Here is an 18015-nt window from a genome sequence, read left to right on the forward strand (position 1 = left end):
TGGTGATTTCTCCAATTGATTTTCCGGTGTAGCGGTTTCCGACGTCTCGGAAAACCAAGTAGTTCTCTCAAAGTTACTTTTATTAACGGCGCATGCCCTGTTTTCTTTAGAGAAAATTTTGGATTTTTTTGAAAATAATTCGTTTGGAGGGGTAATCGTGACAAAGCGGATAAAAAAGCAAAAAAACTTTCATTTTTCGCTAAAGCTTCTTTTCGAATTGTCGATACAGGCAGGTTTTACGTTAAATTCGGGCAAGGCCGTTCATCAGCCAAGCAAGGTCAATGCTAGGTTTGGCGCTTGTTTTGCTTGCGCCAGAATAGAGGTACTGACCTGTTGTAAAATCTGTTGCTTCACCATTTGCGTAGTTTCTTTGGCATAGTCAGTGTCTTGGATACGACTGTTGGAAGCGGCTAAGTTTTCGTGGATATTATCGAGATTATTGATCGCATGATTAAAGCGGTTTTGATACGCGCCTAACTCCGCACGACTGCCATCTACCGTTTTCAAAGCATCATCTAAAATGCCGACCGCCATCTGAGCGCCACCGACCGTGCTAATATCAATACTATCTACCGTTCTATTTACGGTGACATACTTGCCAAGTTCTAACTCATCAGCCAGGCCACCACTGAAGGTTGGTCCAGGGTATTTTATGGCGTCCTTGTGGGACATGAGTAACTGCAGTTGCCCCTCTTCATTAACAGACGCTTTCACTTTATCGGTTTGCCCATTAATGTAAGTCGCGAGTTCTTCTATATCGTCGCCAGCTTTAGCTTCAATACGGATCTCCTGCTCTTCAAAATTGTTATCACGGTAGCTGATAACAATTTCATTATTTCCGTTTTGAACCGTCCAATCTGAACTGACTCTTTGATATGAGCTCATTGAAAAGCTACCTAAAGATTCCGGCTGCATGGTCCGCAGGCCAATTTGTACCGCTTCACCAGCCGTTGCACCGATTTGAAAAGACGATGTACCGAATGTGCCATTCAGCAATTTACGTCCGCCAAAGGAGGTCGTTTCTGCAATACGACTTAACTCATCATTTAAAGCAGAGACTTCTTCTTGCATTGCAGTGCGCTCCGCTTTGCTGTTTGAACCATTGGCTGATTGAAGCGACAAATCACGCATACGTTGCATAATGTTAGTCACTTCATTCATCGCCCCTTCGGCGGTTTGCATTATAGAAATGCCGTCATTCGCGTTACGTACCGCGACATCCAAACCACGCATTTGCGATTGTAGACGGTTGGAGATTTGCAGACCCGCCGCGTCATCTTTTGCGCTGTTAATACGTTTCCCTGAAGACAAACGCTCCATGGATTGGTTCAGCATGTCAGTTGCACTGGTCAAATGACGCTGTGCGACAAGTGCTGCAACATTGGTATTAACGGTGATCGCCACGAATAAAGAGTCCTAAAATTAAGGCTTTGAGTACTTATCGACCAAGTAACAGAAAAGTTTAGTGTTTTTTGAAAAGAGATTGGAATAGAAATAGAAAACAAAAGCCCTCCATTGGAGGGCTTAAGAAATGAAGTCTGAGAACTTACTTGATGGCTAGCTCCGCGAGCATTTCTTGCGAAGGCGCGAAAAAGTAAGCACCTGTTACCGCTTTTGTGAAACGAAGCATTTGGTCTGTTTTACCATCTGTTACGCCGTACATACTTTCTAGCATCACTTTAATGTTATGAAGTGTATTGCAGTAAGAAATGAACAACAGACCGTGAGCACCGGTCACCATCCCGTATGGTAAGCTGTGGCGAACAATCTTCAAACCTTTACCTTCTTCTTTGATATCAACGCGACCAACGTGTGATGCAGCAGGAACGTCTTCTAGCTCGATAGAGTCTGGCTTGGTACGACCAATCACTTTTTCTTGCGCTTTGACATTCAATCGATTCCAAGCGGCAAGGTTATGTTCAAAGCGCTGAGCCATAACATAACTGCCTCCAGCAAATGGGCCCTCTTTTACTAGAGCCACATCAGCGCGAGCCTCCCCTTTTGGGTTTTCTGTGCCATCAATGAAGTCTGTCATATCACGAGCATCAAGGTAACGGTACCCATATGTTTCGTCCACAATGGTGACATCTTGTGCCGTCTCTTCTAGGAACTTACGCAACACGTAAAAATGCAAGTCGTGACGAGTCGAGTGACAGTGAATCAGTACATCTACGTCTGTTGCTGGAGCAACGATGTCACCTTCGCCAAGTTGAGTAAAATCAATAAGCTCTTCTGGCGCGTCTACATTAAGGTGTTCCCAAAACGATTTTGTGAATGCGATAGAAAGCGTCAGCGCTGCACCCGGCTGGGTAATGTTTAACTCTTCCACCAACTTTGGCAGTGCTTTCAGTTTTTCTAATACGTTTTCACGGTTTTGGTTCACTTTGAGTTGAGTGTACAGTGCAAATGGCCCGGCTTCTGGCACGATCGCCGTTTGAGCTTGTGACATTGAGGTTTCCTCTATTACTTTGCCCCAGAGTGGGAAGTTATTGTTTTTAATTCTTTGAATGCTGCTGTTCATCGTGCGCCAATTGTGGCACATGAAAACAGTCTTTTACCCATCTTCCATTTAGAAGATAGATCATAAACCAAGCTAATAAGGTAATGGTAAGGGCGTTTGCCCAATTAAACACTCCATGTTCTAGGTACACATGATACATGGTCTGAGCAAGTTGAATACCGCACAAGATCAAAGTGATCTCGCGACCATAGCGAGTAATTCTGTTTACCCATCCTCTGTCGGGATGACGAAGCCCCATTAACCACATAAGAAGCAAACTTGGAATGCCCATCGCCAAACCCAAATACAACGTACTTGAATCTGGGTAAACAATAGCGAGTAGCTTACTGCCACTATCACGACTTACACCAGCCATGGCAAACACCACCCATGAACGCACAAGAAACATCCATCCCACCCATAAAATGATCGGCGCCTTTAAAAATCCATGAGCGTCATATTGGTCAAACGAATAGCGCACAACATCTTCTTCTTTATGTGATAAAAACGTCACTTTAACCTATCGTTTCAGAGTTGCAAGCCAACAAAGATGAGAACTGAAGTTCATTTCAGCACCTTACACAGGTAAACTAAACAAAGATTTACAGCGACGTTGATGAGAAACATGAAAAAAAGAACTCCTGCCACCCCTGTGCCTTCTCAAGAAACACAAGCCGAAGCGATGAGAATTGCTAAATCCACGCAAAAGCCCGGCCAAACCAAAGAGCAAACCAAGCTTATCGCTCAAGGTATCGAAAAAGGCATCGCGCAATATAAGAAACAACAAAAAGAGCGCAACCGCCAAGCCGATAAAGCGAAGAAAAAACAGCAACGTGAAAAACAACGTCAGCATGAAGAGATTATCGAACAAGACAATATCACCGACGATGCGCCAAACCATTCATCAAGCAAACTGCCTTGGACACTACTTGTTCTGAGCTGGATTGGCTTTGCTGCTTACATAGTATTGGGGAAATAGCTAATGAAACGCCTGTTACTTGGACTTTTTGTCGTGCTTCTAACGGGTTGCACGATGCCTTCTCACCTTACTCATGCTCAAAGTCAAGATGTTCATATTCGCATTGACGCGCAATTCAACCCTGAGCGATGCGAATACAAAGGCGAAGTCACCGGAAGTGAAGGCCATTGGTATAACTACATTTTCATGACTAATGACGCGATGATGCAAGGCGCGATGAACGATTTAAAAAACAATGCAGCGGCTATCGATGCGGACACCGTTTTTATGGTTTCCCCACAAGATTTTATCACTTCATTTAGCGTGCTGGGTTCCGCCTACCGCTGCAATGGATGAGGCCTGAATATGAAAAAAGCCAGCAATTGCTGGCTTATGCACGAAATCCAAGACTGCTAGCGATATCTCTCTCCCGCTCTAGAACCCATTGGCTATCAAAAGGCCCCCAATCTGAAAGTTGATAATAGCCGTCATTATGACGTCGGCCATCTTGAACGAATATGAGTTCAATGCCGATCCCAGGTAACGCCTTGAGTACATCTTGAATAGTACGACGAGGCCACCCCGTTTTTTCGATCAACTTTGGCACATTCGGCCTTTCTAGGTTTTCCACCAACAAGGCCAAATATAGCCGCCTTGCAAAAACAGGACTCAATTCCATTGACACCTCCTAAAATTGTGCTGATTCATTATTTCGTTTTTGCTCAGCGAGGTGTTGCGTTTGATCAATAACTCGACTTTTCCATTTGATTTAGACGAATTTTTATTCGATTTATAGCGCATTCATCGTAAATAAGTTATGTGACATTAGTTATCTCAATCTATCTGAAAATATTTTCCACCGCATTTTGTCAGTTTGATTGCTTCTTGATAGGATGCTTTAACAGCCCAAATCACTTAAGTGCGTCTTAACCGCGCCAGTGAAAAATAGAACAAAGAAAAAGGAAACACTATGTCGATTACCATGTTTGGTATTCCCAACTGCGATACGATCAAAAAAGCCAAGAAATGGTTAGAAGCCGAGGATATTGCTTACGACTTCCATGACTACCGTAAGCAAGGCATTGATGCAGAAATGGTAAGTGAATTTTGTCGCGCTTTAGGTTGGGAACAGGTGCTCAATAAACGTGGCACAACCTACCGCCAATTAGCGCAAGAGCAGAAAGACACACTTAACGAGGAAAACGCCATCGCTCTTTTGGTAGAAAACCCTGCGATGATTAAACGCCCAATTTTAAAAGTGAATGATCAACTTCATATCGGTTTTAAAGCTGATCAATACGCTAGCATTTTCAACTCTTAAATAAAGGAATACTCAAGGATGACAGACAGTCCAGTATTGGCACTTGCTAAAGATCTGATCAGTAGACAGTCCGTAACGCCGGAAGACGCAGGTTGTCAGGATTTGATGATCGAGCGCTTAAAAGCACTCGGGTTTGAAATTGAAGTGATGGTATTTGAAGACACCACGAACTTCTGGGCTCGACGTGGTTCAGAAGCGCCGCTATTTGCGTTTGCTGGCCACACCGATGTGGTACCAGCTGGCAAATTGGAACACTGGAATACACATCCGTTTGAACCGACCATTATTGATGGTTACTTGCATGGCCGCGGCGCAGCTGACATGAAAGGGTCACTCGCTGCTATGGTCGTTGCTGTCGAACGCTTCATTGAAGAAAACCCAGACCACAAAGGCTCAATTGGCTTTTTGATTACGTCAGATGAAGAAGGGCCATTTATCAATGGTACCGTTCGCGTTGTAGAAACGTTGATGGAACGTGGTGAGAACATCGATATGTGTATTGTTGGTGAACCATCCAGCACCGACGTGGTTGGCGATGTAGTGAAAAATGGACGCCGTGGATCCATCACTGGTGATTTAACGGTAAAAGGAACACAAGGTCACGTGGCCTACCCTCACCTAGCCAGCAATCCAGTGCACGAGTCTCTACTCGCGATTCATGAACTCGCGACGACAGAATGGGACAAAGGGAATGATTACTTCCCACCGACTAGTTTCCAGATCCCGAATGTATCGGCTGGCACTGGTGCGTCTAACGTTATTCCTGGCGAGTTCCATGTTCAGTTCAACCTACGTTTTAGTACTGAGCTTAACAATGACGCAATTGTTCAGCGTGTTACCGAAACATTGGACAAGCATGAGCTGGACTACGACCTAAAATGGACATTCAACGGAGACCCATTCCTGACCGATACGGGCGCACTGCTAGACGCGGTTGTAGCTGCTGTGGCCGAAGTCAATGATACGAAGCCAGCGCTACTTACAACTGGCGGTACGTCTGATGGTCGTTTTATTGCTCGAATGGGAGGTCAAGTCGTAGAGTTAGGCCCTGTTAACGCTACGATTCATAAAGTGAACGAGTGTGTGAAAGTCGACGATCTTGAAAAGTTGACGGACATGTACGAAAACACGTTGAAACACCTATTGGCGAAGTAATCAGCGAGAACACAATGACACCAGAGCAACTCACCGGAATCACTGATTCCCATCTTCAATCCACACTAGTGGGGCAAAAGGCATTTATGCTTCACCCTAAAGTAGTCAATGACTTATTGAAGATGATTAATGCCGCAACCGAAGCAGGTTTCAAAATGGAAATCGCCAGTGGTTTTCGTGACTTTAATCGCCAAAAAGCCATCTGGAACGGGAAGTTTTCTGGTGAGTTGCCAATTCTCGATATCAACTCCCGCCCTTTGAATAAAGCAGAGTTAAATGACGAAGAGAAATTGATGGCCATTTTGCGCTGGTCGGCATTGCCCGGAGGAAGTCGTCATCATTGGGGTTGTGATTTTGATGTCTATGCGCGCAATTTATTGCCTGCTGACACCAAACTCAAGTTGGAACCTTGGGAGTATCTTGAAGGCCACCAGCAGGCGTTCTACCAATGGTTAAAAGCCAACCTTGGTCGGTTCGGTTTCTTCTTCCCTTATCAGCATGATTTAGGTGGCGTTTCGATTGAGCCTTGGCACATTAGTCACCGCGCTGTCGGGCAGCAATGCCTCGAGCAGTTGACGCTTGATGTACTCAGAAGCCAGTTGATTAAACAAAATCAGACCGACAACATTGCAGGGATTGACGTCATACTGAATAATTTGGATAACGTCGTTGCCAAATTTATTCACAATATCACGCCGCCGGAGGCTCTATGATAGAAATACTAACCAATCCTTGGGTCATTATTATTGTAGTGTTGAGCGTGGTCATTGGTAATATTGCCGCACTCAAATATACCGCAAAAATGAAGTTTGGTCAGATGGATAAAAGCCGTAAGAACGATTTAGATAAGCTGAACACATTGGATAAACAGCGCTACGCTGAAGAAGATAAAAACAAAAACGAGCCTCGTTAGTTACTCACCAGCTTCATCTCGACACATTTAATCTAAACATCAAAAAAGGGACCACTAGGTCCCTTTTCTATCATTAAGTAAACACGCCGCGTTAAGCTCGCTTTGTTTACTGCTTCACTGTTGCAGCCAATACAGGCGCTAGTGATTTCAAAAACTCTTCTTCTACTGGCTTGCCAGAGGAGTCGGTGATATTGATAGACGTACGGTTGCCTAAATCACCAAGTAAGAATGTGTACTTCCCAGCGGCTAACTCCACTGGTTTAACGCCGATATCGTTCCAGAATTCATCATCCGGAGACGCATATTTCGCAGTGATTGTACCCTGAGACTGGCTACGCTCTTCAATCTTAAAGCCCATCTTAGGTAGAATATTAGGCAAACGTTGCCAAAGCATGTTGTATTGCGCACGCGCGATAATCACAGGAAGTCCGCTGCGGTCTTTACCCATTGTGATTGGGATCTGTTTAACCAACTCTTGCGCTTTACGCTGTGCTTCTTCACGCACTTCTTGGTCGTAGCGAGCGGTGACCAAGTTCGTCATGAATACATTGTAGCGCTCACGGTTGGTCGCCGTTACTTCTTTCACTTGATTGCCTTCACGCCAGTCAATAAGGCTCACCTTAAAGCCGTGTCGACCATTTGCTTCAGCGCGTACGATTTCATATCGGCTGCCAATTTCTAGCTCTTCATCTGGCGAATCCCAAGTCACCCATCCTGTCTCGATGCGAGAGTCTGTTTGGCTTTCAACTGGAATCTCGTTAGCCGCGACCATGTTTTGCACCGTTTGCCAAACTTTATCTAGTTCATCTTTACGAAGTAGCCAAAGTGTCACTTCACCATCACTACTGCGGTCCAAACGTGCACCGGGAATAAGCTCTAGGACTTGTTGAGGTGGACGAATGTCGACATCTTTACCTACACCACCAGCGTAGTTACCCTGAGGGATCTCGTAGTTAGGGTAAAACTGAGGCTGTGCACCCTGTGGGACATTCCACTCACCCAAATTTGGGGAGTTCAAATACTCGAAGTCATCTTTTGCTTGACGACGTTGATTGGCACCACCTGAACAGGCAGTCAATACGAATACAGCTAATGAACTTAACACTAACTGGCTTGAAAGCTTCATCTATACTCCTAAAACACCGAGGGCGCTTTGGCCCCCAGTATGAACTTCAATCCTAGTAACTCAATCTTAATAAATATGGGCGTCTGTTAGCGCCTGCTCGACGATCGGCTGCGATTTTTCAGAAAGCGTAGTTAAAGGAAGACGCAAACCACCTTCTTCAATCAAACCAAGCTTTTGCGCTGCCCATTTTACTGGGATAGGGCTTGCTTCGATGAAAAGGTTTTTGTGTAGAGTCATCAAGCGTTGGTTAATCGCTTCTGCTTCTTCGTACTTACCTTCACTTGCCAAATGGAACATGTCTGCCATGTCTTTAGCTGCAATATTGTTCGTTACCGAGATAACACCATTGCCGCCAAGTTTCACAAAATCCAGCCCTGTCGCATCATCGCCACTTAGTAAGATAAAATCTTCGCCACAAAGTTCACGATGAATTGCAATTCGTTCCAAATCGCCCGTTGCATCTTTTAGAGCCACGATATTATCAAGCTTTGACAAGCGTGCCACTGTTTCTGGCTGCATATCAACAGCAGTACGGCCTGGTACGTTGTACAAAATTAGAGGCACATCACTCGCTTCGGCAATTGCCTTGTAATGTAAAAACAAACCCTCTTGAGTTGGTTTGTTGTAATACGGTGTCACACTCAGGAAGCCAGCAATACCAGAATCAGCCAGTAATTTGCTAAATGTTACTGCCTCATGGGTTGCATTTGCACCCGTGCCAGCAATCACAGGGATGCGACCGTCGGCAAACTCAACAGTTTTATTAACGACCTTTACATGCTCTTCAATGGTCAGTGTCGCTGACTCACCTGTTGTGCCTACTGCCACAATACCGTCTGTACCCGCTTCAACGTGGTACTCTACTAGCTTTTGCAGACCGTCAAAGTCTACTTCGCCATCTGCTTTGAATGGCGTAATCAGCGCTACGATACTTCCTGAAAACATGTTTATCTCCCTCATTTAACTCTTTCTGCATGGTACTGTAATGCGATTGAAAAACACAAGAGCGTAAACTCGCTTACAAAGTACAAATGAATGAATAATTACCAGTTGTTAGAGGTCTAGCAACTTAATTGCTCTATTTGGTTTGATTAACGGCAATATTGATAATCGTGTTGGGCTTTCGAGTGACTTTAGAATCTATCAGTGATTTGGAAAATACTGAAGAGCACAAGCAAGGAAAATATACTCTTTGGTCTTGTTAGCCAAGTCAGATCTAAGTGAATAAAACGGCCAGACCATAGGCAAGCACATCATGCAAACGTTTTGTTTATCCTACAGCCTGCATTTACTGTTTATTTCCCACCGCTCCCCTCAACATCCTCCTGCTTTTTATAGACTAAAAAAGAACTGGCTCGATATTTCTTCGCAATATCTGTGCTAACATCTCTCTATTGAAGAAAGGACAAGAAGCTCATTTATGAAGCAACATCTGGTACTTACAGCAGTTGGAACGGACCGTCCAGGCATTTGTAACCAAGTCGTACAGCTCGTTACTCAAGCTGGTTGTAACATAGTCGATAGCCGTATCGCTATCTTTGGCAGCGAATTTACGCTGATCATGCTCCTGACTGGGAACGCCAGCAGCGTGACTCGAGTTGAAACACAATTGCCCCTGCTTGGCCAAGAACATGACCTTATTACGATCATGAAACGCACAGCGGCGCACGAACTGCTCGATAACAGCTACACCATGGAAGTGTTTATTGAGTCTGAAGACCGCCCTGGGTTAACTGAAAAATTTACTAAGTTCTTCGCTGATCAGCAGATTGGTTTAGACTCTCTTAGCGCGCAAACCATCAGCAAGTCGAAAATTCAACTCGATTCTGACCAGTTTCACATTGCGATTACTGCATCTGTAAGCGCGGATTTTAATTTGATGCAGTTACAAGAAGACTTCGATGAACTTTGTAAGTCGCTCAACGTACAAGGTTCTCTGAATTTCATTAAAAACACACTATAAAGTAAAGGAAATCAAAATGAATACGCTGACAGCAGGCTCGCCAGCGCCAGCCTTCTCTTTGCTCGACCAAGACGGAAATACCGTTTCTCTTGAAGACTTTAAAGGCAAGAAAGTACTTTTCTACTTTTACCCTAAGGCGATGACGCCGGGTTGTACTACACAAGCAAAAGGCCTTCGTGACATCAAAGCTGAACTCGATGCACATAACGTGGTGGTACTCGGCGTAAGCATCGACCCTGTAAAGCGCCTAGGCAAGTTCATCGAGCGCGATGATTTAAACTTCACTCTGCTTTCTGATGAAGACCATGCCGTTGCTGACCAGTTCGGCGTTTGGGGCGAAAAGAAATTCATGGGCAAAGTATACGACGGTCTTCACCGCATTAGCTTTCTGATCAATGAAGAAGGCGTGATCGAACACGTGTTTAACAAGTTCAAAACCAAAGATCACCACGAAGCCGTATTAAACTACTTAAACGAAAACGCTTAAACGCTATTGTTTTTCTACAAACAAAAAGCCCAGCAAACTGCTGGGCTTTCTTTTAACCATCGTACCTTTGGTAACAACTACTCTTGTTCGACAGGTTCGTTTTCTTCCGTGCTTGGTAATGCATGCCATACGGCTTTGACTAATGTCGCTAAAGGAATGGCAAAGAACACCCCCCAAAAACCCCACAGCCCACCAAAGACTAATACAGCCACAATGATAGCAACTGGGTGTAAGTTTACTGCCTCGGAAAACAGAACAGGAACCAAGACATTACCATCAAGCGCCTGGATAATACCGTAAGCAAGCAACAACCAATAAAACGGAGGCGTTAAACCCCATTGAAACAAACCAACGATGGCAACAGGCACAGTAACAGCCGCCGCACCGATATAAGGAATCAAAACCGATAGACCAACGGCTACGGCAAGCAACGCCGAGTAACGAAGATCTAAAAGGGCAAAAGTTACGTAGCTCACACCGCCCACGATTAAAATCTCTAACACTTTACCGCGAATGTAATTTGATATCTGCTCGTTCATTTCATGCCAAACTTTATTCGCCAATTTACGGTTTTTCGGCAGAATACCGCTTGCGATTCGCAGCATTTCTTCTTTGTCTTTAAGCAAAAAGAAGATCAGAAGTGGCACTAAGATCAAATATACCGCTAGCGTTGCAATGCTAACTAATGAAGCAAGCGACCCTTTGACGACACTTTCACCCAGCCCCAATGCTTGGTTTTTGGCGTTCGTCACCACGGTTTCTACTATTTCTAAATTGGCTAGTTCAGGGTGGCGCTCTGGCAATGTGACAATAAATTTTTGTAGCCCGTTGTACATGTTCGGAATATCGTTAATTAGATTACCGACCTGAGTCCAAATCGTCGGAACCAAGCCAAACAACGCAATTAACATTAACCCGACAAAGACCAAGATCACGATAATAACCGACAAAGTGCGCGGCACGCCCATACGACACATTTTGACAACTGGCCATTCAAGTAGATAAGCCAAAACGATCGCGACAAGTAATGGCGCAATCAAGTGTCCAAAGAAGTAAATGGTGATAAAGCCAAACAGCAAGATCGCGACGAGACTTACTGCGTGAGGGTCAGAGAAACGTCGTTTATACCAACGACTAACCATTTCAAACATCTTATGCGGATTCCTTATTGAAGACAGTCAATGTGTAGTGCTCTGATGTAGATTGGCAATCAACCGAGTACCCTTGGGCACTAAGATAGTTCACAATGTCTCGTTTAGAGCTGTTGTCCACCACTTGAATGACAAGTTGATGATACTGCTTTGCTTCTCCTTGAAAGACCTCAGCAGCATGACGCTTTGCAAGTAACAGTGCCATAGGACAACGTTGCTCACGCAAATCAAGTAACATGGATTCCATTGTATTGCTCTGCACTTATGATAGGGTTGTATTGTAACGGCTTTTTGAGCTGGTGCTAGCACTTCTGACATGATTTAACCACATGCTGAAATAGCTCGGATGTAAAATAATTTACGAAACCAATTCATTTATTTCCGGTCTTACTGTTAGCTTATATCCTCACGGATAACCAAAACGTATGTGGCGCTGTTAATAGGCTCTCGACCTGTAACCACATGCTTATGTATTTTGGAGAACCTTTTAAACGTATGTTAAAACGCACTCGCTCGCTAGTTTGCTTATGTCTTGCTGCTGCCATCAGTTCGCCGACAACTTATGCCAATAGCATTGACTTGCCAGACATTGGCACAGCTGCTGGTGGCACGCTTTCAATAGACCAAGAGTTGATTTATGGCGACGCCTATATGCGTATGCTCAGAGCCAGTAAACCTATCGTTAATGACCCTGTCATCAATGAATATATTGACTCTCTTGGGCACAAATTAGTGGCCAATGCGAATGATGTAAAAACGCCGTTCCACTTCTTTATGATTCGCGACCGTAATATCAACGCGTTCGCGTTTTTTGGTGGCTATGTAGCGCTGCATTCTGGGTTGTTTCTTCATGCTCGTTCAGAAAGTGAGCTGGCCTCTGTTGTCGCTCACGAGATAGCGCACGTCACACAACGTCATCTTGCTCGGAGTATGGAAGAACAAGCACGCCGCTCTCCGGCCACATTAGCCGCACTTGCGGGGGCACTACTGCTTTCAATTGCCTCACCCGAAGCGGGGATGGCTGCAATTACAGCAGCAACCGCGGGCAACATGCAAAGTCAAATCAACTACACTCGTGCAAACGAAAAAGAAGCGGATCGCTTTGGTATTTCGACACTAGCAAAAGCCGGTTTTGATGTTCAAGCAATGCCAAGGTTTTTTGGCCGTCTTGCTGATGAGTATCGTTATGCGAGTAAACCGCCACCAATGCTCCTGACTCACCCTCTGCCTGAAGATCGAATTACCGATAGCCGTGCGCGAGCAAGAACCTATCCTCCAATGCGTGTTGTGCCTTCAATAGACTATCATCTAGCTCGCGCGCGCATTGTGGCTCGTTACGCTGGCATTGATGGACAAGCCGCCCTGAGCTGGTTTGAGAGAACCCAAAAGAAAGCCTCTGCGGACATTACACCTGCTTTTGATTATGGTCGAGCACTCGTGCATTTAGACAATAAACGCTTATCTCAAGCGGAACCAATTTTGAAAAAGTTACTGGAACAAGACCCAAGTAACCCGTTTTACTTGGACGCTATGACGGATTTATACATCGAGAAGAAGCAGCCAGAAAAAGCAACCGAGATGCTCCGCAAAGCGTTATCTCGTAACCCTCAAAATAAAGTATTGACCATTAACTACGCCAATGCGCTACTTGAGGACAATAAAAACGATCAAGCCACGCGAGTTCTTCAAAGATACACTCATGACTATCCTGAAGATACAAATGGCTGGCACCTAATATCGAAGAGCTACCACGCGCTGGGGCGTAGCGATGAAGAGTTGGCTGCTCGAGCAGAAATTTTGGCATTGCGAGCAAATTGGAATAAAGCGATTCAATATTATAGTGAAGCAAGTAAAATGGCCAAGTTGGGCAGCTTAGAGCAAGCGCGATACGATGCCCGTATCGACCAACTCATGATCCAAAGAGATCGATTCATGGCATTACAATAACGAAATGGAGAAAACCATGTCAGTCGTGATTTATCACAACCCTCGTTGCTCAAAGAGCCGTCAAGCACTTGAACTGCTTGAGCAAAATGGTGTTACACCGGAAGTCGTCAAATACCTAGACACACCACTTAACGTGGATGAACTAAAAGCGCTGTACGCCCAGCTTGGCTTTTCATCTGTACGTGAAATGATGCGCACTAAAGAAAGTGAATATAAAGAGCTTGGCTTAGGCGAAGACTCCGTCAGCGATGAGCAATTATTCGAAGCAATGGCGAAAAATCCAAAGTTGTTTGAGCGTCCGGTAGTCGTTGCTAACGGCAAAGCAAAAATTGGTCGCCCACCAGAGCAAGTGTTGGATATTTTATAAATGGATTGCCAGATCCTTATTTTGTATTTCAGCCGTCATGGCTCGACAAAACAACTGGCAAGACAAATAGCAAGAGGAGTCGAATCGACTCCTCAATGCCAAGCAATTTTGCGTACAGTTGAAGAATTGTCACCTCACTCACACTCCCCTTCTGATCCAATTGTTACTCTAGAGGAACTGAAAACGTGCGACGGTCTAGCGTTTGGCAGCCCCGTCTGGTTTGGCAACATGGCTGCGCCTTTAAAGCACTTCTGGGATCAGACTACATCTTTATGGGTCAGTGGTGACTTAATCGATAAGCCTGCTTGTGTCTTTACCTCTTCGTCCTCGATGCATGGTGGTCAAGAAACAACGTTACAAAGCATGATGACCCCTTTATTGCATCACGGGATGATGGTTTTGGGCATTCCTTATTCCGAGCCAGAGTTACACACTACGCAGTCCGGAGGCACTCCGTATGGCGCCAGCAGTGTAGGCCATGAGGCGACCCTGAGCAGTGAAGAGATTCGCCTGGCACAACAATTAGGCAAAAGGCTGGCAACTGCAGCGTTAAAACTAAAAGTCTGTTAGTAAAATCAAGGATAGTTAATCGATGTCTGACTCTTTAGACCAAACACCACTCGGTACACAGGCTAAAACCTATCGTTACCTGGCTTTATTTGGCAACTTAGCCTTATTAGCCTGGGTCGCTATTTGGCAGCTTGCGTTATCCCCTCACCCTCACCTCAGCAGCACAACACTTGCTATTGCTTGGTGTATTCCGCTACTACTTCCGTTGCCTGGTATTTTAGCTGGTAAGCCTTACACTCATGCTTGGGCTAACTTTGTTCTTATGCTGTATTTCTTGCATGCGCTGACCATCCTTTATGTGGATGGGGGTGAACGCTGGCTTGCGGCAGTGGAACTGATACTGACTTCACTCGGTTTCGCTGGTAATATTTTGTTTGCTAGAGCGAGAGGCAAAGAGCTAGGTCTTAAGTTGAAACGCCTCTCTCAAGTAGAAAAAGAAGAAAAAGCGAAATTCAATAAATAACGCCAATCGCAGTCAATCACTGATCATTGGTTCGAATACGAATTTAGAAAACAAAAAGAGTCGCTATTGCGACTCTTTTTTATGCTTACCACATTGGTGTTTGATCCTTGCGTTTCACGCCTGGAACGCTACCAAGGAGATTACGATGCCGAGCGCCACTCGTAGATCAAGTCATACTGTTCTCGGACAGGCTCCACAATCATCGGCTGAGTTGGTTGTGTTTCGTCACTTGCTTCTGCCACAACATTTACTGGTACTTCAGGCTGCGCTTCTTTTGGCGTCGCGGCGTCTTTTGCTTCATTACTCTGAACCAATGGCTCTTCTTCTTGAGTTGAAGCTGGGGCATCAACTTCACCTAAAGGATCTTCAAAAACCATTAATTGAGAAATAGAAGAAGCTTCTTTCTCAAAAGCTTGTTGTGATGCCAAAAGGTGGATGTTGAGCGTTAACTCGTCCCCTTGAACACGCTTAATCTCTGTACCCGCAACCGAATTAAGTTGTTTTAGCGCATTCTCTAAACGGAAGAAGTCCGTGGCAGAGGTTACATTAAGGACTTTCACTGCTAGCGCTTTTGAAGACTTTCCTGAAACCACAACTGCACTCTTACTTGCATAGTAGTCTGCGATGCCATCCACCATTTCTGCAATAGCATTAGCACCTGATGCAGACCCGCTACGCGGAGAACGTTGCGCCTCTACAATTCTCGTTGGCGACTGGTCGTAGAGTGTCCAACGAATTTGTTCACCTTGAGCTCGTACAACCAAAACGGCGTCAGCTGGGTAGCGCTGGCTAGCTTGACCAATTGGCTCAATAAAGCCGCCCCAAAGATCAGAGACATTAACACCGGTTACATCATCAAAATCCCCAACCGGGATAGTGATTGGTAGGCCTCTTAGTTTCGCTGCGCTACGAAGTGCTGCAACATTTGAAGATTCAGAATGCTCCCACGCAATGTTACGATCGTAACCCTGTTCTTCAACCATCCAAACTAAAATATTGGCACGATTTGGCGACCAAGATGGCAATTGTGCTTGTGTTAAAAGAGAGCTGATTTGGTCGTTGTTAAACAACATTTTTAAGCTCGCTTTTCCATCAACCTGCCCATAGCTCAGTTGAGAAATGTAACGCGCACTTGAGCTAAGTGCCTTTTTAATCACTGGATTGCTTAAAGAGGATTGAGAACCGGTCGCTCGAACAATCACATCCTGCATACCTTGTTGACGAGCCAAAGACTCACCGTCGTTCTGCTCACTGTCGATAACCACTTCGGCACGATAGATATCCACCTGAGTTAATGCATATACTGGTAGGGACAACCAACCTATCAGTAAGAGAGCTAAATAGCGCATAGTTTTTATAATCCTCTGAACAAGAACCCGAATAATAAGCAACTATCAAATCTTGAGCAAGGTAAGTACTGAGTAAATTGTCTGTATTATGACCAGCTTTGTTAACTCGGGCCTCAACCAGCGCTTCAGTGCTATTTTTTATAATAAACTCATTGCTTATTAAGCTATCTCAACAAGTTAGGCTGTCCATTTTTCATCTTCACGCAAGACACGTAAAAGAGGACAATTTGCAAGCAAGCAACTCTCAAAAGTGCTATTTATGGGAAAAATTCAATCGAAAGTTTGATCTATGCAACATTGCAAACGATTGCAGGATGATAGTATTCGCCGGATTTGTCTGCGTATCTTGAAAATAGGGAATTATTATGAAAAACGCGTTACAAGGCGCTCAAATGCTCTTTGTCGCTTTTGGTGCTTTGGTGCTTGTGCCGCTCCTAACTGGCCTTGATCCAAACGTAGCCCTCTTTGGTGCCGGTGTCGGTACTCTCCTCTTCCAGTTAATGACTAAACGTTCTGTTCCCATCTTCCTTGCCTCTTCTTTTGCGTTTATTGCTCCTATTATGTTCGGTATCCAAACTTGGGGTATCGGTGCAACGATGGGCGGCTTGATGGCAGCGGGCTTAGTTTATGTGGCTCTAGGGGCGATGATCAAAGTGCGTGGTGTTGGATTTATCCATAAAATTCTCCCGCCCGTTGTCGTTGGCCCTGTGATCATGGTTATCGGCCTTGGCCTTGCCCCAACGGCAGTGAACATGGCGGTAGGTAAAACTGGTGATGGAGCTGCACAGCTAGTTAATGGTGATGCTGCGATCATTATCTCGGCGGTCTCACTGCTCACAACCATTGTACTCAGCGTTTTTGCAAAAGGCTTTTTGAAGCTCGTTCCTATTGTTGGTGGTATTCTTGCTGGTTACTCTGTTTCTCTATTCTACGGTGTGGTTGATTTCACTCCCGTAGAGCAAGCGGCTTGGCTAGCCATGCCAAACTTCACCGCGCCAGAGTTCAATATCAACGCAATTTTGTTCATGATTCCTGTCGCTATCGCACCTGCGGTTGAGCACGTAGGTGACATGCTTGCTATCTCAAACGTTACAGGAAAAAACTACCTGAAAAAACCAGGCCTTCACCGCACAATCGCAGGTGACGGGGTGGCAACTATCGCAGCTTCGATGGTGGGTGCTCCACCAAACACCACTTACAGTGAAGTAACAGGAGCGGTAATGCTAACCAAAGCATTTAACCCTGTGATCATGACTTGGGCAGCAATCACCGCAATCGTACTTGCATTGGTAGGTAAGCTAGGTGCGGTTCTTCAAACGATTCCAGTTCCTGTCATGGGCGGCATCATGATTCTGCTGTTCGGCTCCATCGCAACGGTAGGCCTCAACACACTGATCAAGAATAACGTTGATTTACATAAGTCTCGTAACCTAGTGATTGTTGCCGTAACACTTGTGTTTGGCATTGGTGGTATGGCTTTCGGTATTGGTGAGTTCAGTCTACAGGGTGTGAGCCTATGCGGTATCGTGGCAATTATTCTTAACCTTGTGCTACCAAACGATTTAGGTGAAAACCACGTTGTGGATAACGCACAAATGGAAGAAGAAAGCGCGAAATAGTTCGTTTGCGCCGCTTTATTAGGTGGCGTGTCTTACTCTTCTCCTCTTGTATGACCCGTCCTGATATGGGTTGACACTTTTTAACTAAAACGCTCGATGTACTTCATCGGGCGTTTTGTATTTTAA

General features: G+C 45.0%; 22 protein-coding genes. 13 read left to right on the forward strand and 9 right to left on the reverse strand.

Annotation, left to right across the window (positions count from 1 at the left end):
* Positions 1-264: 264 nt before the first annotated feature.
* The 3 genes from R7044_RS23385 to R7044_RS23395 all read right to left on the reverse strand — a co-directional run bounded on the left by R7044_RS23385 (position 265) and on the right by R7044_RS23395 (position 2981).
* A complete protein-coding gene (locus R7044_RS23385; protein WP_213886663.1) occupies positions 265-1404 on the reverse strand; it encodes a flagellin in 1140 nt (379 codons plus the stop codon).
* Positions 1405-1546: 142 nt separating this feature from the next.
* On the reverse strand, positions 1547-2449 hold the full coding sequence (locus tag R7044_RS23390; protein ID WP_054575544.1) for a Dyp-type peroxidase: 903 nt from the start codon (positions 2447-2449) through the stop codon (positions 1547-1549).
* Positions 2450-2495: 46 nt separating this feature from the next.
* Entirely contained in the window at positions 2496-2981 is a 486-nt protein-coding gene (locus tag R7044_RS23395; RefSeq protein WP_025768263.1) for a DUF2919 domain-containing protein, read from the reverse strand.
* A 144-nt stretch (positions 2982-3125) separates the two neighbouring features.
* On the opposite strand from R7044_RS23395, the gene R7044_RS23400 reads away from it, so the two are divergent.
* The gene (locus R7044_RS23400; protein WP_005380437.1) at positions 3126-3479 is read left to right on the forward strand and encodes a DUF2956 domain-containing protein; all 354 of its coding nucleotides are present in this window, start codon (positions 3126-3128) and stop codon (positions 3477-3479) included.
* 3 nt (positions 3480-3482) lie between these two features.
* Positions 3483-3815 (forward strand): DUF4156 domain-containing protein, encoded by a 333-nt coding sequence (locus tag R7044_RS23405; RefSeq protein WP_025768262.1) that lies wholly within the window; start codon positions 3483-3485, stop codon positions 3813-3815.
* 34 nt (positions 3816-3849) lie between these two features.
* Here R7044_RS23405 and R7044_RS23410 read toward each other — a convergent pair whose 3' ends face one another.
* On the reverse strand, positions 3850-4137 hold the full coding sequence (locus R7044_RS23410; RefSeq protein ID WP_005380433.1) for a winged helix-turn-helix domain-containing protein: 288 nt from the start codon (positions 4135-4137) through the stop codon (positions 3850-3852).
* A gap of 291 nt (positions 4138-4428) precedes the next feature.
* Here R7044_RS23410 and R7044_RS23415 point away from each other — a divergent pair, with 291 nt between their 5' ends.
* Genes R7044_RS23415 through R7044_RS23430 form a run of 4 tightly spaced genes read left to right on the forward strand, consistent with a single transcriptional unit; the run spans position 4429 to position 6847 of the window.
* Entirely contained in the window at positions 4429-4779 is a 351-nt protein-coding gene (locus R7044_RS23415; RefSeq protein WP_005380431.1) for an ArsC family reductase, read from the forward strand.
* 18 nt (positions 4780-4797) lie between these two features.
* On the forward strand, positions 4798-5934 hold the full coding sequence (gene dapE / locus R7044_RS23420) for a succinyl-diaminopimelate desuccinylase (RefSeq protein ID WP_005380429.1): 1137 nt from the start codon (positions 4798-4800) through the stop codon (positions 5932-5934).
* 14 nt (positions 5935-5948) lie between these two features.
* Positions 5949-6647, forward strand: a complete 699-nt coding sequence (locus R7044_RS23425) for a M15 family metallopeptidase (RefSeq protein ID WP_025768261.1) — start codon at positions 5949-5951, stop codon at positions 6645-6647.
* Positions 6644-6847 (forward strand): DUF2897 family protein, encoded by a 204-nt coding sequence (locus R7044_RS23430; protein ID WP_005380425.1) that lies wholly within the window; start codon positions 6644-6646, stop codon positions 6845-6847. Before R7044_RS23425 ends, R7044_RS23430 begins: the two co-directional genes overlap by 4 nt.
* 106 nt (positions 6848-6953) lie before the next feature.
* Here R7044_RS23430 and bamC read toward each other — a convergent pair whose 3' ends face one another.
* Positions 6954-7973 (reverse strand): outer membrane protein assembly factor BamC, encoded by a 1020-nt coding sequence (gene bamC, locus R7044_RS23435; RefSeq protein ID WP_005380424.1) that lies wholly within the window; start codon positions 7971-7973, stop codon positions 6954-6956.
* Positions 7974-8039: 66 nt separating this feature from the next.
* Entirely contained in the window at positions 8040-8918 is an 879-nt protein-coding gene (gene dapA, locus R7044_RS23440; RefSeq protein WP_005380422.1) for a 4-hydroxy-tetrahydrodipicolinate synthase, read from the reverse strand.
* A gap of 475 nt (positions 8919-9393) precedes the next feature.
* On the opposite strand from dapA, the gene R7044_RS23445 reads away from it, so the two are divergent.
* Positions 9394-9936, forward strand: a complete 543-nt coding sequence (locus R7044_RS23445; RefSeq protein ID WP_005380420.1) for a glycine cleavage system protein R — start codon at positions 9394-9396, stop codon at positions 9934-9936.
* Positions 9937-9952: 16 nt separating this feature from the next.
* Positions 9953-10423 (forward strand): thioredoxin-dependent thiol peroxidase, encoded by a 471-nt coding sequence (gene bcp / locus R7044_RS23450; RefSeq protein ID WP_137282302.1) that lies wholly within the window; start codon positions 9953-9955, stop codon positions 10421-10423.
* A gap of 77 nt (positions 10424-10500) precedes the next feature.
* Here bcp and R7044_RS23455 read toward each other — a convergent pair whose 3' ends face one another.
* On the reverse strand, positions 10501-11574 hold the full coding sequence (locus R7044_RS23455) for an AI-2E family transporter (RefSeq protein ID WP_005389843.1): 1074 nt from the start codon (positions 11572-11574) through the stop codon (positions 10501-10503).
* A gap of 1 nt (position 11575) precedes the next feature.
* The gene (locus R7044_RS23460) at positions 11576-11812 is read right to left on the reverse strand and encodes a sulfurtransferase TusA family protein (protein WP_005380414.1); all 237 of its coding nucleotides are present in this window, start codon (positions 11810-11812) and stop codon (positions 11576-11578) included.
* Between the two features lie 257 nt (positions 11813-12069).
* Between R7044_RS23460 and R7044_RS23465 the strand changes: the two genes are divergently transcribed.
* The 4 genes from R7044_RS23465 to R7044_RS23480 are packed head-to-tail and all read left to right on the forward strand — an operon-like array spanning position 12070 to position 14921.
* On the forward strand, positions 12070-13521 hold the full coding sequence (locus R7044_RS23465) for a tetratricopeptide repeat protein (RefSeq protein WP_005394337.1): 1452 nt from the start codon (positions 12070-12072) through the stop codon (positions 13519-13521).
* 16 nt (positions 13522-13537) lie between these two features.
* Positions 13538-13888 (forward strand): arsenate reductase (glutaredoxin), encoded by a 351-nt coding sequence (gene arsC, locus R7044_RS23470; RefSeq protein ID WP_033907509.1) that lies wholly within the window; start codon positions 13538-13540, stop codon positions 13886-13888.
* The gene (gene wrbA / locus R7044_RS23475; protein ID WP_005380409.1) at positions 13889-14458 is read left to right on the forward strand and encodes an NAD(P)H:quinone oxidoreductase; all 570 of its coding nucleotides are present in this window, start codon (positions 13889-13891) and stop codon (positions 14456-14458) included. It abuts the gene before it with no gap.
* A gap of 22 nt (positions 14459-14480) precedes the next feature.
* On the forward strand, positions 14481-14921 hold the full coding sequence (locus R7044_RS23480; RefSeq protein ID WP_005380407.1) for a DUF2069 domain-containing protein: 441 nt from the start codon (positions 14481-14483) through the stop codon (positions 14919-14921).
* Positions 14922-15061: 140 nt separating this feature from the next.
* On the opposite strand, the gene R7044_RS23485 is transcribed toward R7044_RS23480, so the two are convergent.
* A complete protein-coding gene (locus tag R7044_RS23485) occupies positions 15062-16270 on the reverse strand; it encodes a DUF2066 domain-containing protein (protein WP_033907510.1) in 1209 nt (402 codons plus the stop codon).
* Positions 16271-16635: 365 nt separating this feature from the next.
* Here R7044_RS23485 and R7044_RS23490 point away from each other — a divergent pair, with 365 nt between their 5' ends.
* Positions 16636-17889, forward strand: a complete 1254-nt coding sequence (locus R7044_RS23490; RefSeq protein ID WP_005389855.1) for a uracil-xanthine permease family protein — start codon at positions 16636-16638, stop codon at positions 17887-17889.
* Positions 17890-18015: the final 126 nt, after the last annotated feature.

The sequence above is a fragment of the Vibrio sp. 1402 genome, from assembly GCF_033340275.1.